Genomic DNA, 13,146 nt, shown 5'->3' on the forward strand with positions numbered 1-13,146 from the left:
GAATCTGGAGCGGGAAACGAGACTCGAACTCGCGACCTCAACCTTGGCAAGGTTGCGCTCTACCAACTGAGCTATTCCCGCGTAAGCCGCCATGGTACCGGAAATCCGGAACACACACCAGCGATTTCACCTTTCTGACTGCGCGCAAAGCCTTGTGGCTCAACGTGCCCCGCCTTGCCGAGGCGGGAGAAAAACAAGGCCCCTACCGGGGCCCTGTAGAATCTGGAGCGGGAAACGAGACTCGAACTCGCGACCTCAACCTTGGCAAGGTTGCGCTCTACCAACTGAGCTATTCCCGCAGATTCCGTTCGACCTGCGTCGAAGGAGCGCTATTGTGTCCAAATTCCTTCACGCCGTCAACAGTCTTCACGCACGGCGATCCGGGCCCTGCGCGGTGGGGTACCCTGCCCCGCCCGGACGCCTCGGCCCATGTTCCTGCACGGCAAATCCCTGCTGATCTCCCTGCTGCTGCACCTGCTGGTGGGCGCACTCTATTGGACGCTGATGCCGCTGGGCATGAACTGGTATCGCGACCATGTCGGTTTCAGCTCGCACGGCAACATCGGCCTTGGCCTCGCGCAGTACTACGCGTTCGTGCTGTTCCTCGGCGCACAGCCGTTGATCGCCGTACTGCGGCCGTTGGCAGCGAAATTGCTGCTGCTGGCCATCCCGCTCGCGTTCGCGACCTGGACGCTGATGCACAACAACCCGTTGCGCATGTTGTACTTCACCGCCGGCCCGGGCGTGCTTGCGCTGGCCGCAATCGCCGCAAGCATGCACTTAGCTGCGCTCACCACCACCTGCAGCACGCGCAAGGAGCCCGCGCATGAGTGATCGCACCATTCGCTGGTACTGCCTGGCCGCCACCATTGTCTGGCTGGCGGTGATGGCCGCGCTGATTCATGCCGGCGCGCAGCATGACTACTGGCTGCAGCGCAGTCTCGATCCAGACACGCCCCAGCCCTATGCCACCGGCAAGGTTGTTACGTTCGCTTTGATGAGCACGGTCGAAATCGCGGTTGCCGTGCTGATCGTGCGCCCATGGCGATGGCGTCGGCTCTGGCTTCGCCTGCTGATCGCCTTCGCGCTGCTGCTGACGTGGTCGGTACCGTTCGCGATGGGCGCGATGCACCAATCGCCGGTCTACGGTACACACCTGCTGTGGTTGCTGTTGCTGGATCTGAGCCTGTTCCTGGCTTTGTGCGCGGTGTCCGTCATCAGTGCGTGGAAGGCGTTTCGCCGCCGCGCTTCCGCCGCACGCAGATACCCTTCATCGTGAGCGCAGCACTACGCTATGCCGCCACCGCCACGGGCGTGATGCTCGCAGCGTGCACGCTCGCACTCTGCCTGTCGACCCACCTGGTATGGAACGCGATGATGCTGCTGATGGACAGGAGCAACTTCATTCCCGAGCAGTCGTCGATCCTCTTCTTCGAACCCTACGTGATCAGCGATGGTTCCTCGAACGACTGGCAGTACGGCAAGGACCTGACGTACTACTACCACTTCACCTACCAGGCCGATGCTCAGTACCTGTACACCGCGCAGAAGAATGCCTGCCGGAATTTCGACCGGGCGGACATACGGACGTGGTGCGACGTGCAAAGGGGCGCCCCTCGCACGACCATCGGCGAAAAGGACTGACGCAAACGAAAAACGCCCCCTTCCGGGAGCGTTTTTCTGCAATCTGGAGCGGGAAACGAGACTCGAACTCGCGACCTCAACCTTGGCAAGGTTGCGCTCTACCAACTGAGCTATTCCCGCAGATTCCGTTCGACCTGCGTCGAAGGAGCGCTATTGTGTCGATATTGCTGCACGGCGTCAACCGGATTTTTCGGGTCGTCTGCACCGCGTCGTTCAGCTTGGCGGTCAGGCCCGCACCCCGCGCCGGTGGAAGTAGATCTGCTCGGCCACGCGCCGCGTCGCGGCGGTGCGCAGCAGCGCGTTGAGCGGCCAGTCCTGCTGCAGATGGTCCATCGCCCAGCGCAGCAGGCGCTTGCGCCGGAAGGCCGGTGCCACCCGCCGCGCCACCTGTTCGGCGGCGGGGCCCTGGCCACGCAGGTGCAGGCCGATGGCATCGCCGACCGCCCAGCCGTGCCGCCACGACGAGTGGATGCCGCCGGCCGACAGCGGCGAGACGATGCCGGCCGCATCACCGGTCAGGACCAGGCGATGGCCGGTGATCGGCCCATCCGGCAGGCCACAGGGCACCAGCCCGGCGCGGGTGGATGACGGCTGCAATGACGGTGCGATGCCGACGGTATCGCGCACGTGCTTGATGAAGCCATCGATGTCCGGCACCCGCGCCTGCATCGGATCATGGCGCAGGGCGAGCCCGACCTGCACGCCCGTGGGATTCTGCGCGACCCAGCCGATATAGCCCGGAGCGTAACGCTTGCTGACGAAGCAGTGCAGCGCATCGCCCTGCGGCAATTGCAGGCCATCAAACTCGCGCTCGATGCCATAGAGATTGTCGCGCACCTGGCCCAGGCCGGTACGCCGGGCCACGCGTGATCGCGCGCCATCGGCACCGACCAGATAGGCGCACCGCCCTGCCCCTTCCACCTGCCAGCCATCACCATCGGCCTCGGCATTGGTGAAGGACTGCTGCAGGCGCAGATCCACGCCGCTGGCACGCAGTTCGTCGGCCAGCCAGCGCATCAGATTCGGGGTGTCGGTGGTGAGGAAGTAGTACCCGGGCGCGGCCAGCTGCACGCTGCGCAGGTTCGGCGCGTACAGCCGCACGCGCGCGACATGCTGCACCAGATGCTCGGGCATGCGACCCAGCCAGGTCTGCTCCATCGCCTCCTTCACCACGATGCCGGTGGTGTGCAGGCGCTCGCGGGGATCGGACTTGCGCTCCAGCACGCAGACGCGCAGGCCGAACTGCGCGGCGGCCAACGCGCAGGCAGCGCCGGCGAAACTTGCGCCGACGATGACCAGATCGTGGTCGTAGGCAGAGGACATGTGGGGCATCGCGGCATCACCGGCTGGAACGGTGTTGCAGCTTCGCCGGCGCGCGTGGCGGGGCGATGGGGTGGCGGTGAAGTGGGGATGAAGCGGCCGAAGACGCAAACGAAAAACGCTCCCTTGCGGGAGCGTTCTTCTTGAATCTGGAGCGGGAAACGAGACTCGAACTCGCGACCTCAACCTTGGCAAGGTTGCGCTCTACCAACTGAGCTATTCCCGCTTGGGAGGCGAAATTCTACCTGTTCTGAAAATGGCGTCAAGCGGTTTTTCAGTGGTATTCCGCGCCGGTCTGGCAGGGCGCATCCACGCATGGCGTGGATGGCTGCGACCGTGGGGTCAGAGTCCTTTCGTGCGGAAAGGGATCCGACCCAGAGGCTCAGTTGCCCAGCTTCTTCTGACGCGAACGCTCGCGCGCGGCGCGCTCGTCTTCGCGCAGGCTCGGCCAGGCGGCATGCAGGTACTGCAGGCCCGACCACAGGGTCAGCACGGCGGCAATGGCCAGGGTCCAGTCGCCGATATGGAACACCGGCGGGCCCATCCAGATGTCATTGACCGGCACGTTCGGTGCCACCGAATACAGCAGGCACAGCAGCGCGACCATCTGTGCGGTGGTCTTGACCTTGCCGATCATGGCCACGCGCACCTTGGCGCGCTGGCCCAGCTCGGCCATCCACTCGCGCAGCGCCGACACCGCGATTTCGCGGCCGACGATCACCGCCGCCCAGAACGCCATCCACGGCGTCGGGTGGCCCTGCACGATCAGGAACAGCGCCACGGCCACCATCAGCTTGTCCGCCACCGGATCGAGGAAGGCGCCGAACGCCGATTCCAGCTTGTACCGACGGGCGATCCAGCCATCGAGCCAGTCGGTGATCGCGGCCAGGCCGAAGATCGCCGCGGACGCGAAATTGGTCCAGGTGTAGGGCAGGTAGAACACCAGCACCAGCACCGGGATCATCACGATCCGCAACAACGTCAGCCAGGTGGGCAGGGTCAACTTCATGCGGCTTGCTTCTCTCTCTACTCGGCCGGGTCAGGCGTGGCCAACCCGTGCAGGTTAGCGTAGATGCGTGCAGCGAGGGCGTCATTGATGCCCTCGACCTTGGCAATTTCGGCTTCACCGGCGGCTTTGAGGCCGACCAGACCACCGAAATGCTTGAGCAGGCTGGCGCGCCGGCGCGGGCCGATACCGGGAATATCTTCCAGCTTGCTGGTCATCCGGGCCTTCTGACGGCGCCCGCGATGTCCGGTGATGGCGAAGCGGTGCGCTTCGTCGCGCACCTGCTGGATGAACTGCAGCGCAGGATTGGCTGCGCCCGGGCGCAGTTCGCGGCCATCAGGCATCACCAGTGCTTCGTGGCCGGCGCGGCGCTCCACGCCCTTGGCCACGCCCACCAGCAGCACGCCTTCCACGCCCAGGTCGGCCAGGGCGGCCTGGGCCTGGGCCAGCTGGCCGGCGCCACCATCGATCAGCAGCACGTCGGGCAGCACGCCCTGCTCTTCCACGGCGCGGCGGAAGCGGCGGTCGATGGCCTGGTGCATGGCGGCGTAGTCATCGCCGGGCTCGATGCCGCTGATGTTGAAGCGGCGGTACTGCGCGCGCACCGGGCCGGCGGCATCGAACACCACGCACGACGCCACGGTGGCCTCACCCATGGTGTGGCTGATGTCGAAGCATTCGACCCGCTTGACCGGTTCGGCCAGGCCCAGCATTTCGCGCAGGGCTTCGCTGCGCGCGTGCTGCGCGTTGCGGCTGTTGAGTTCGGTGGCCAGGGTCAACTGGGCGTTGCGGCTGGCCAGCTCCAGATAGCCGGCGCGCTCGCCACGCACGTTCCACTTCAGCTGCACCTTGCGCTCGGCCGAGGCCGACAGCGCGGCCACCAGCAGGTCGGCGTCGGGAATCTGCCGGTCCAGCAGGATCTCGCGCGGCGGCTCGAATTCGATGTAGTACTGCGACACGAACGCGGCCAGCACCTCTTCCGGGCTGTCCTCGCCATTGGTTCGCGGGAAGAACGGGCGGGTGCCGAGATTGCGTCCATCGCGGAAGGCCAGCAGCAGCACGCAGGCCTGAGAGCCGTGCATGGCCACGGCCAGCACGTCCAGGTCGGCGGCGCGGCCATCCACGTACTGGCGGGTCTGCATGCTGCGCAGCGAAGCGATGAGATCACGCAGGCGCGCGGCCTTCTCGAATTCCAGCGCCTCGCTGGCGCCCTGCATCTGCTCGCCCAGCTCGCGGGTCAGCTCATCGCTCTTGCCTTCCAGGAACAGCGTGGCACGGCGCACCGATTCGGCATACTCCGGCGCCGGCACCAGGTCCACGCAGGGCGCGCTGCAGCGGCCGATCTGGTACTGCAGGCACGGCCGCGAACGGTTGCGGAACACGCTGTCCTCGCAGCTGCGCAGCTTGAACAGCTTGTGCATCAGGTTCAGCGTCTCGCGTACCGCGGTGACGCCCGGGTACGGCCCGAAGTAACGCCCGGGAATGGCGCGCGGGCCACGGTGCAGGGCGATGCGCGGCCAGTCTTCGCGGGTCAGCAGCACATGCGGGTAGGTCTTGTCGTCGCGCAGGGACACGTTGTAGCGCGGCGACAGGGATTTGATCAGCTGGTTTTCCAGCAGCAGCGCTTCGCCTTCCGAGCGGGTGACCGTCACGTCCATGCGCGCGATCTGCGAAAGCATCGACATGATGCGCGCGTTCTTCGGGCTGCCGTTGAAGTAGCTGCCGACGCGGTTGCGCAGCGCGCGCGCCTTGCCCACGTACAGCAGTGTGTCGTCGGCCGCGTACATGCGGTAGACGCCGGGTGCGGTGCTCAACTGGGCCGCGAAGGCCTTGCCGTCGAAGGCCGGGGCGGTGACGTCGGTCATTCGCTGATCGGCACTTCGCTGAGCACGCCGCTGTCGGGGTCGAAACGCAGCACCGCGTGCGCGTCGGTCTCGGCGATCCACACGGCACCGGCACCCACGGCCAGGCCGGCCGGGCCATGCAGGCGGCGCGGCAGTGGCTGGGTGACCAGGTCGCCGCCGCCCAGGCGCAGCGTGCGCAGGCGGCCGTTGCCGGTATCGGCGATCCACAGCAGGGGTGCGTCCGGGCTCAATGCAATGGCCTGCGGATACTGCAGGCTGGCCTGCCCGCGCGGGCCATCGTCGGCGCCGAAGCGCCAGGCGCCCTGCCCGACCAGGGTCTGCACGAGGTCACCGCGCAGCTGCACCGCACGGATCGACGAGCCCAGCGCATCGGCCACGTACAGTACCTGCTGCACCACTGCCAGGCCGGTGGGCTGGGCGAAGGCAGCCATGTGGCCACTGCCGTCGCGCTCGTCGATGGCACCACTGCCGGCGCGCCATTGCAGGCTGCGCAGGCCGAGGTGGAAGCTCCACAGGCGGTTGTCGCCGGCCATGGCGATATGCAGCTGGTTGTCAGCGATCGCCAGGCCGACCGGGTTGTCCAGTGCCACCTGCCGCGCCTGCGCCACCGGCCCTTCGACCGGCGTGCCGGGGCGACCGTTGCCGCACAGCGTGTCGACCTGTCCGGTCGACAGGTTGATGCGGCGCACCGCGTGGTTGCCGGTGTCGGCCACGTACAGCGACTCGCGCTCGAGCACCAGCCCCTGCGGGCGGTGGAACGCGGCTTCGGCCAGGTTGCCATCCATGAAATCAGCGGTACCCAGCCCGAACTGACGCAGCACGCGCCCGCCGTGGCTGCACTCGAGGATGCGATGGCGACCACTGTCGGCGATGTACAGGCGGTCCCGGTTGACCGCCAGGCCGGCCGGGAAACGCAGCGGATGCGGCAGTTCGGGATGCAGCTCGCTGCCCCCGCGCGATGGCGCCAGCGGCGCTCCTTCGCAGAGATCGTTCAAGGCGCGTTCCAGCTCACCGGGTGCACCCAGGCCAACCAGCCGCTGCCGTTCGCGCCCCTGCGCGTCGAGCAGGATGACGGTCGGCCAGGCCGTGACGCCGAAGCGGCGCCAGCCATCCCAGTCGGCATCGAGCAGCGCCGGCATCGATAGCCCCTGCCTGCGCAGCAGCTTCAGCGCAGCGCCGGCGTCGCGTTCGAAATCGAAGCGCGGCACATGCAGCACCAACGGCTGCAGGCGGCCCGGGTTGCGTGACAGCCATTGGCCGAACTCGGCCAGCCGCTGCATGCTCCAGGCCGATGCGGCATTGACGAACAGCAGCGCGACCGGTCGGCCACGCAGCTCGGTCAGGGTGCAGGGGGCGGCGTTGAGCCAAGTGGCAAACTCGGGCAGGTCCTGGACGGGCTGTGCGTTCATGGCCTGATTATGCCGGACTCAGCGTTATGCAACAGTCGTGCCACGGTCCGCTCTGCAGCCTGGTCGACCATCGCCCAGACCTGCTCGAAATGATCCTGGCCGCCGGTATAGGGGTCGGGGATGGCCTGCACGCCCTGCCCGCCTGACCACGGCAGGTACAGCGACAGGCGCCCGCGCTGGGCGGCCGTGGCCAGCCGCGCGGCGTCGCGCAGGTTGGCCTCGTCGGCGCAGAGGATCCAGTCGAAGCGTTCGAAATCCCCCGCCTGCAGCTGGCGCGCGCGCAGGCCGCCGATATCCACGCCGTGGCGGGCGGCGCAGGCAATGGCGCGGCGGTCAGGCGCTTCGCCTACGTGCCAGTCGCCGGTGCCGGCCGAGTCGACCTGCACCCGGTCAGCCAGCGGCGAGGCCTGCAGCCGGGCACGCAGCGCGCCTTCGGCCATCGGCGAGCGGCAGATGTTGCCCAGGCAGACGACCAGCAGGTTCATCGCGCGGCCATGGACTGCAGCAGGGCTTCGGCGCGGGCCAGGTCCTCGGGCGTGTCGATGCCCGGCGGGAAGGCTTCGGGCGAAATCGCCACGCTGATCGGGAAACCGGCTTCCAGCACGCGCAGCTGTTCCAGCGCCTCGACCTGCTCCAGCTGGCCCGGCGGCATTGCCGCGAACTGCTGCAGGAAGCCGGCACGGTAGCCGTAGATGCCGATATGGCGCAGCCAGCGATGACCTTCCGGCAAGGCGTCACGGCTGCGCGCGAAGCCATCGCGGTGCCAGGCGATCGGCGCGCGGCTGAAATACATCGCCTCGTTGCGCACGTTGCGCACCAGCTTGACCACGTTCGGGTCGAACAGGGTCTCGGCATCCTCGACGGAGGTGGCCAGGGTCGACATCGGCGCATCGCCCTCGACCAGCGCCTGTGCCACGGCACGGATGCCGGCCGCCGGGGCGAACGGTTCATCGCCCTGCAGATTGACCACCACGGTTTCGTCGGACCAGCCGGCGATACGCGCGCATTCGGCCAGGCGGTCGGTGCCGGAGGCGTGGCTGACCGCGGTCATGGCCACCTTGACCTCACCCAGCCCGTCCAGCACATCGGCGATGCGGCTGTCGTCGGTGGCCACCCATACCTCGCGGGCGCCGGCCAGCAGCGCGCGGCGTGCCACGTGCAGCACCAGCGGTTCACCGCCGAGCAGGCGGAGCGGCTTGCCCGGCAGCCGCGAGGCGGCATGGCGGGCCGGGATGGCGACAACGAATTCAGTCATGCAGGCGATACTCGGCAGGCGCGATACAACGGGAATGCGGCCGGCGGCGGGCGATTGCAAGCGCCACGCGGCCGCTCAGTTCGGGCGCAGCTTGTCAAGGCGGTCGGTCAGGGCCACCCAGAAGGCAGCCGGCAGTTCGGCGCGCAGCGGCACCGCGTAATGCCAGTCGTTGCCGAAGGCGCGGCACTTCACCGCGTCCTTCTCGGTCATCAGCACCGGCAGCTGACTGCCGAAGGACAGGTCCTGCGGCTGGTAGACCTGGTGGTCGGCGAAGGCATGCGGCACCACGCCGATGCCGCGCGCACGCAGCATGTCGAAGAAGCGCTGCGGGTTGGCGATGCCGGCCACGGCATGCACGCGCTGGCCCGCGAAGTAGGCCAACGGGCGCGGACGCCCCCCCGGCAAGGGCTGCGCGCTGTCGATGTGCAGCGCCATCGGCCACTGGCCGAAACCGCAGGCCTGGGCGGCGGTGGCTTCATCGGCCTGGCCGAGATTGACCACGCGGAAATCACATTCGTCGGCGCGGCTGACCGGCTCACGCAACGGCCCGGCGGGAATCATCCGGCCATTGCCGTAGCGGCGCTGCGCGTCGATGACCTCGATCTCGATGTCGCGCTGCAGCCGGTAATGCTGCAGGCCGTCGTCGCAGACGATGACATCGCAGCCGGCCGCGATCAGTGCCTTGCCGGCCGCCACGCGGTCGCTGTCCACGCGCACCGGCACGCCGGTCTTCCACGCGATCAGCACCGGTTCGTCACCGCCCAGCGCGGTGGACGTATCGGCCTCGACCCAGCGCGCCTTGTCCGCTTCTTCGCGACCGTAACCGCGACTGGCCACGCCCGGCTTCCAGCCGGCCGCGCGCAGGCGCTCGACCAGGGCGATGGTCAGCGGTGTCTTGCCGGTGCCACCGGCGGTGATGTTGCCGACCACGATGACCGGCACCGGCAGCGCATGCCGCTTGAACCAGCCCTTCCGGTACAGCCGCCGGCGCAGCGCGGCCACGCCGGCATAGAGCGGCGCCAGCAGCCGCATCGGCAACGGAACCGGGCTTCCGTCGTACCAGTACGGCGGGGTCTGGGTACCTTTGCCTGCCATCAGTCCTGCCTATCGCGGAACTGCATGCTATGCAGGTGCTGGTACAGGCCACCCATTTCCAGCAGTTCCTTGTGGGTGCCACGCTCAACGATGCGGCCATGGTCCATCACCAGCACCTGGTCGGCGTGCTCGATGGTGGACAGGCGGTGCGCGATCACCAGGGTGGTGCGCTCGGGCATGAGGCGCTGCAGTGCGTCCTGCACCAGGCGTTCGGATTCGTTGTCCAGCGCAGCGGTGGCTTCGTCCAGGATCAGGATCGGCGAGTCGCGCAGGATCGCGCGTGCGATCGCCAGGCGCTGGCGCTGGCCGCCGGACAGCAGCGCGCCGTTCTCGCCCACCGGGGTCTGCAGCTGCTGCGGCATGCGCGCGATGAACTCCCAGGCATTGGCAGCTTCGGCCGCGGCACGGATCTGTTCATCGGTCGCGTCCATGCCATAGGCGATGTTGGCGGCGATGGTGTCGTCGAACAGCATGACCTTCTGCCCGACGATGGCGACCTGACGGCGCAGGTCGGCCAGCGGATAGTCATCCAGCGCCACGCCATCGAGCGTGATGAGGCCACCACTGGGCTCGTAGAAGCGCGGCACCAGGCGGATCAGGCTGGTCTTGCCGCTGCCGGAACGACCGACGATGGCGGTGACGGTGCCGGGCCTGGCGACGAAGCTGATGTCATCCAGGGCGATGCCGCTGTCGGCGCGGTAGCGCAGCATGACGTGCTCGAAGGCCAGTTCGCCGCGGGCGCGCTGCAGCGGCGTACGCCCTGCGTCGCGCTCGACCGGCATGTCGATGATGCCGAACAGGCGCTCGGCGGCGGCCACGCCGCGCGAGATCGAGGTCTGCACGCTGGTCAGGCGGCGCAGCGAGGGAATGATGGCCATCATCGAGGTCATCAGGCCCATGAACTGGCCGGCGTTGAGCTTGCCGGCCAGCGCTTCGCGGGTGGACACCCAGACGATGACCGCCAGCGCCAGCGCGGCCAGGAACTGCACCACGCTGGACGCCGCAGCGCGGGTCACTTCGACCTTCATGTTCAGCGCCAGCATGCGGTTGGCCAGGCGCGAATAGCGGCTGATCTCGTGCTGCTGGGTGCCGTGCACCTTCACTTCCTGCTGAGCGGCCAGCGACTGCTCGGCGGTCTGCGCCATGGTGCCCATGCCGTCCTGGATGCCGCGGCTGATGCGCCGGTAGCGCTTGCCCACGTAGGAGACGATGGCACCGATCAGCGGCACCACCAGCAGCATGGCCAGGGTCACCTTGACGCTCATCTGCAGCATCACCACCAGCATGGCGATGATGGTCAGGGTGTCGGCCACCACGGTCTTCAGCGCGTCGGCGCTGGCCTGGGTGACCTGCTCGGTATCGAAGTTCAGGCGGCTGACCATCACCGGCGTCGCTTCGGTATCGAAATGCGAGGACGGCAGGTGCAGGTACTTCTGCAGGATCTGCTCACGCAGGTCGCGGACCACGCTGCGGCCGGTCTTGGCCAGCGTATAGTCGCTGACCCAGGTGGCCAGGCTGCGCATCAGGAACAGGCCGAGGATGGTCAGCGGCAGGATCACCGCCATGCGTGGCTCGGGGTTGACGAAGCCGCGGTTGACCAGCGGTTCCATCAGCTTGGTGAAGTGGTAGCCGGCCAGGGCCTCGACCACCATCGCGATGACGGCGGCCACCATGAACACCCAGTAGGCCCGGGTATAGCCGAGCAGGCGTTTGTAGATCGGCCACACCGGCGCGTGATTGGAACTCATGGACGCACCTCTGGCGCTGTTGCGATTGCGATACGGCGGAAGCCGAGCTGGCCCAGCGCATCCTGCGCGGTGACCACGGCCTGGTAGGGAGTGCGCGCGTCGGCGCGCAGCAGCACGGTCTGCTCGCGGTCGGTACCGGCCACCGCAGCAATGATCTGCTTGACCGACTCGACGTCGGTGCGCAGTACTTCCTGGTCGTTGACGAAGTAGCGGCCGTCGGCGTTGATCAGCACGCTGAGCGAACGCGGCGGCTCGTTGGTCTGCTGGTCGCTGGCAGTCGGCAGCTGCACCTGCAGCGTCGAGCGCGCATCGAACGTGGTGGTGACCACGAAGAAGATGATCAGGACCAGGATGACGTCGATCAGCGGAACCAGATCGATATGCGGCTCATCCTGGGATCGGTCGTTGCCGATGCGCATCGATCAGGCCTTGGCCGTGGCAGGTGCGGCGGCACGCGGCGCCGGCGCGCCGTTCATCACGCCCGGGCGGCCGTCCAGCGTGTCCAGCAGGGCGCTGGCTTCCTGTTCCATCTCCACCACGTAGCCGTGGATGCGGCCCTTGAAGAGGCGATGGAACATCAGCGCCGGGATGGCCACGATCATGCCGGTGGCGGTGCACACCAGCGCCTTGCCGATGCCGCCGGCCAGCTGGTTCACATCACCGACGCCGTGGTCGAGGATGCCCAGGAACATCTGGATCATGCCAATGACCGTGCCGAGCAGGCCCAGCAGCGGGCCGGCCGAGGCGATGGTGCCCAGCGCGTTGAGGAAACGCTCCATGCGGTGGACCAGGTGGCGGCCGGTGTCTTCGATGCGCTCGCGGATCTGGTCGCGCGGGCGGTTGCGAACTTCCAGCGCCGCGGCCAGCAGCGCGCCCAGCGGCGAGTTCGCCCGCAGGGTCTGCAGGTGGGCCGGGTCGAGCTTGCCGCGGGCAGCCCAGTTGCGCACTTCCTGGCCGAGGCCAGGCGGCAGCACCTCATTGCGCCGCAGGGACCAGAAACGCTCCAGGACGATCGCCAAAGCCAGTACGCCCAACAGCAGCAGCGGCACCATCGGCCAGCCACCGGCCTTGACCAGTTCCCACACGTTTCAACCCTCCGGCCCAACGGCCGCTTGTTCGATCGGCGATAGGATAGCAGCCGACCGCGCCCGCTCAGCGGCATCCCACCACCGGGCCGCGTGGATACGCTGTTCACGCACCTGCAGCCCTTGTGCGCCAAGCCATACGCGGATCGCGCCGGCGTCGGCCGTGGCCAGCACCTCGGCGCCCACGGCCCGCCAGCGCAGGACTACGTCACGTTTCGGGTGGCCGAAGCGGTTCTGGTGGCCGGCCGAGACCAGCGCCAGCCGGGGCGACACGGCCGCCACCCAGGCCGCCGTCGAGCTGCCGCCACTGCCATGGTGCGGCACCAGCACCACGTCGGCGCGCACGGCCGCCGCCTGCGCCTGCAGCAGCTGCTGTTCGGCCCGGGCGCCGATGTCGCCGGGCAGGAGCACGACCCCGTGGGCACCGGCCACCCGCAGCACGCAGCTGGCCTCGTTGTCGCGTTCGCTGCCATCGGCCGACGGATGCAGCACCTGGAAATCCACCCCGTCCCACTGCCAGCGCAGACCCTTCATGCAGGGCTGCGCGCCCTCGACCTTGCTGCCCGGCGGGGCCAGAACCTGCAGCTGCGGCAGCGCCCGGCGCAGGGCCGGCAGAGCGCCCGCATGGTCGAGGTGGTCGTGGCTGAGCAGCAGGTGCGCTGGCGGCGCCTGCCCCAGCGCGCGCACCGCCGGCAGCAGCACCCGCTCGCGGCCCTCCC

At 68.1% G+C, this 13,146-nt stretch carries 14 protein-coding genes and 4 tRNA genes; 3 read left to right on the forward strand and 15 right to left on the reverse strand.

What is annotated here, in order from left to right; all coding sequences use genetic code 11:
* Positions 1 to 5 precede the first annotated feature (5 nt).
* Together NQ204_RS18800 and NQ204_RS18805 are read right to left on the reverse strand one after the other, a co-directional pair.
* Positions 6 to 81: transfer RNA gene (locus NQ204_RS18800), tRNA-Gly, on the reverse strand.
* A 142-nt stretch (positions 82 to 223) separates the two neighbouring features.
* A tRNA-Gly gene (locus NQ204_RS18805) sits at positions 224 to 299 on the reverse strand.
* A 130-nt stretch (positions 300 to 429) separates the two neighbouring features.
* On the opposite strand from NQ204_RS18805, the gene NQ204_RS18810 reads away from it, so the two are divergent.
* Genes NQ204_RS18810 through NQ204_RS18820 form a run of 3 tightly spaced genes read left to right on the forward strand, consistent with a single transcriptional unit; the run spans position 430 to position 1,644 of the window.
* Positions 430 to 834, forward strand: a complete 405-nt coding sequence (locus tag NQ204_RS18810) for a hypothetical protein (protein ID WP_116862900.1) — start codon at positions 430 to 432, stop codon at positions 832 to 834.
* Positions 827 to 1,279 carry a hypothetical protein gene (locus NQ204_RS18815; protein ID WP_116862899.1) on the forward strand — a complete coding sequence of 151 codons (453 nt, stop codon included), beginning with the start codon at positions 827 to 829 and terminating at the stop codon, positions 1,277 to 1,279. Before NQ204_RS18810 ends, NQ204_RS18815 begins: the two co-directional genes overlap by 8 nt.
* Entirely contained in the window at positions 1,276 to 1,644 is a 369-nt protein-coding gene (locus tag NQ204_RS18820) for a hypothetical protein (protein ID WP_256644640.1), read from the forward strand. The genes NQ204_RS18815 and NQ204_RS18820 overlap by 4 nt, the downstream gene beginning before the upstream one ends.
* Positions 1,645 to 1,688: 44 nt before the next feature.
* Here the strand turns inward: NQ204_RS18820 and NQ204_RS18825 are convergent.
* The 13 genes from NQ204_RS18825 to NQ204_RS18885 all read right to left on the reverse strand — a co-directional run.
* Positions 1,689 to 1,764 (reverse strand) — tRNA-Gly (locus NQ204_RS18825).
* Positions 1,765 to 1,869: 105 nt separating this feature from the next.
* Positions 1,870 to 2,976 (reverse strand): NAD(P)/FAD-dependent oxidoreductase, encoded by a 1,107-nt coding sequence (locus NQ204_RS18830; protein ID WP_343238546.1) that lies wholly within the window; start codon positions 2,974 to 2,976, stop codon positions 1,870 to 1,872.
* Between the two features lie 138 nt (positions 2,977 to 3,114).
* Positions 3,115 to 3,190: transfer RNA gene (locus tag NQ204_RS18835), tRNA-Gly, on the reverse strand.
* 156 nt (positions 3,191 to 3,346) lie between these two features.
* A complete protein-coding gene (gene pgsA / locus NQ204_RS18840; protein ID WP_079221387.1) occupies positions 3,347 to 3,973 on the reverse strand; it encodes a CDP-diacylglycerol--glycerol-3-phosphate 3-phosphatidyltransferase in 627 nt (208 codons plus the stop codon).
* A gap of 17 nt (positions 3,974 to 3,990) precedes the next feature.
* Entirely contained in the window at positions 3,991 to 5,835 is a 1,845-nt protein-coding gene (uvrC, locus tag NQ204_RS18845; protein WP_164073976.1) for an excinuclease ABC subunit UvrC, read from the reverse strand.
* A complete protein-coding gene (locus tag NQ204_RS18850) occupies positions 5,832 to 7,244 on the reverse strand; it encodes a hypothetical protein (protein ID WP_256644642.1) in 1,413 nt (470 codons plus the stop codon). Before NQ204_RS18850 ends, uvrC begins: the two co-directional genes overlap by 4 nt.
* Positions 7,241 to 7,729: a low molecular weight protein-tyrosine-phosphatase gene (locus NQ204_RS18855; RefSeq protein ID WP_116865104.1), complete on the reverse strand. Its 489-nt coding sequence runs from the start codon at positions 7,727 to 7,729 to the stop codon at positions 7,241 to 7,243. Before NQ204_RS18855 ends, NQ204_RS18850 begins: the two co-directional genes overlap by 4 nt.
* Positions 7,726 to 8,499 carry a 3-deoxy-manno-octulosonate cytidylyltransferase gene (gene kdsB, locus NQ204_RS18860; RefSeq protein ID WP_116865103.1) on the reverse strand — a complete coding sequence of 258 codons (774 nt, stop codon included), beginning with the start codon at positions 8,497 to 8,499 and terminating at the stop codon, positions 7,726 to 7,728. The genes NQ204_RS18855 and kdsB overlap by 4 nt, the downstream gene beginning before the upstream one ends.
* 75 nt (positions 8,500 to 8,574) lie before the next feature.
* On the reverse strand, positions 8,575 to 9,594 hold the full coding sequence (gene lpxK / locus NQ204_RS18865) for a tetraacyldisaccharide 4'-kinase (protein WP_256644643.1): 1,020 nt from the start codon (positions 9,592 to 9,594) through the stop codon (positions 8,575 to 8,577).
* On the reverse strand, positions 9,594 to 11,342 hold the full coding sequence (gene msbA / locus NQ204_RS18870; protein ID WP_256644644.1) for a lipid A export permease/ATP-binding protein MsbA: 1,749 nt from the start codon (positions 11,340 to 11,342) through the stop codon (positions 9,594 to 9,596). The genes lpxK and msbA overlap by 1 nt, the downstream gene beginning before the upstream one ends.
* Positions 11,339 to 11,761, reverse strand: a complete 423-nt coding sequence (locus NQ204_RS18875; RefSeq protein WP_108768413.1) for an ExbD/TolR family protein — start codon at positions 11,759 to 11,761, stop codon at positions 11,339 to 11,341. The genes msbA and NQ204_RS18875 overlap by 4 nt, the downstream gene beginning before the upstream one ends.
* A gap of 3 nt (positions 11,762 to 11,764) precedes the next feature.
* Positions 11,765 to 12,427, reverse strand: a complete 663-nt coding sequence (locus NQ204_RS18880) for a MotA/TolQ/ExbB proton channel family protein (protein ID WP_256644645.1) — start codon at positions 12,425 to 12,427, stop codon at positions 11,765 to 11,767.
* A gap of 3 nt (positions 12,428 to 12,430) precedes the next feature.
* On the reverse strand, positions 12,431 to 13,146 hold a 716-nt coding region (locus NQ204_RS18885; RefSeq protein WP_256644646.1), incomplete at its 5' end, for a ComEC/Rec2 family competence protein.

This window comes from Stenotrophomonas testudinis, from assembly GCF_024499815.1.
Classification (GTDB): domain Bacteria; phylum Pseudomonadota; class Gammaproteobacteria; order Xanthomonadales; family Xanthomonadaceae; genus Stenotrophomonas.

Bases quoted from the DNA above. Each gene is read 5' to 3' on its own strand.
- NQ204_RS18810 (WP_116862900.1), top strand. From the start codon at position 430: ATGTTCCTGCACGGCAAATCCCTGCTGATCTCCCTGCTGCTGCACCTG.
- NQ204_RS18815 (WP_116862899.1), top strand. From the start codon at position 827: ATGAGTGATCGCACCATTCGCTGGTACTGCCTGGCCGCCACCATTGTC.
- NQ204_RS18830 (WP_343238546.1), bottom strand. From the start codon at position 2,976: ATGCCCCACATGTCCTCTGCCTACGACCACGATCTGGTCATCGTCGGC.
- pgsA (WP_079221387.1), bottom strand. From the start codon at position 3,973: ATGAAGTTGACCCTGCCCACCTGGCTGACGTTGTTGCGGATCGTGATG.
- uvrC (WP_164073976.1), bottom strand. From the start codon at position 5,835: ATGACCGACGTCACCGCCCCGGCCTTCGACGGCAAGGCCTTCGCGGCC.
- NQ204_RS18850 (WP_256644642.1), bottom strand. From the start codon at position 7,244: ATGAACGCACAGCCCGTCCAGGACCTGCCCGAGTTTGCCACTTGGCTC.
- NQ204_RS18855 (WP_116865104.1), bottom strand. From the start codon at position 7,729: ATGAACCTGCTGGTCGTCTGCCTGGGCAACATCTGCCGCTCGCCGATG.
- kdsB (WP_116865103.1), bottom strand. From the start codon at position 8,499: ATGACTGAATTCGTTGTCGCCATCCCGGCCCGCCATGCCGCCTCGCGG.
- lpxK (WP_256644643.1), bottom strand. From the start codon at position 9,594: ATGGCAGGCAAAGGTACCCAGACCCCGCCGTACTGGTACGACGGAAGC.
- msbA (WP_256644644.1), bottom strand. From the start codon at position 11,342: ATGAGTTCCAATCACGCGCCGGTGTGGCCGATCTACAAACGCCTGCTC.
- NQ204_RS18875 (WP_108768413.1), bottom strand. From the start codon at position 11,761: ATGCGCATCGGCAACGACCGATCCCAGGATGAGCCGCATATCGATCTG.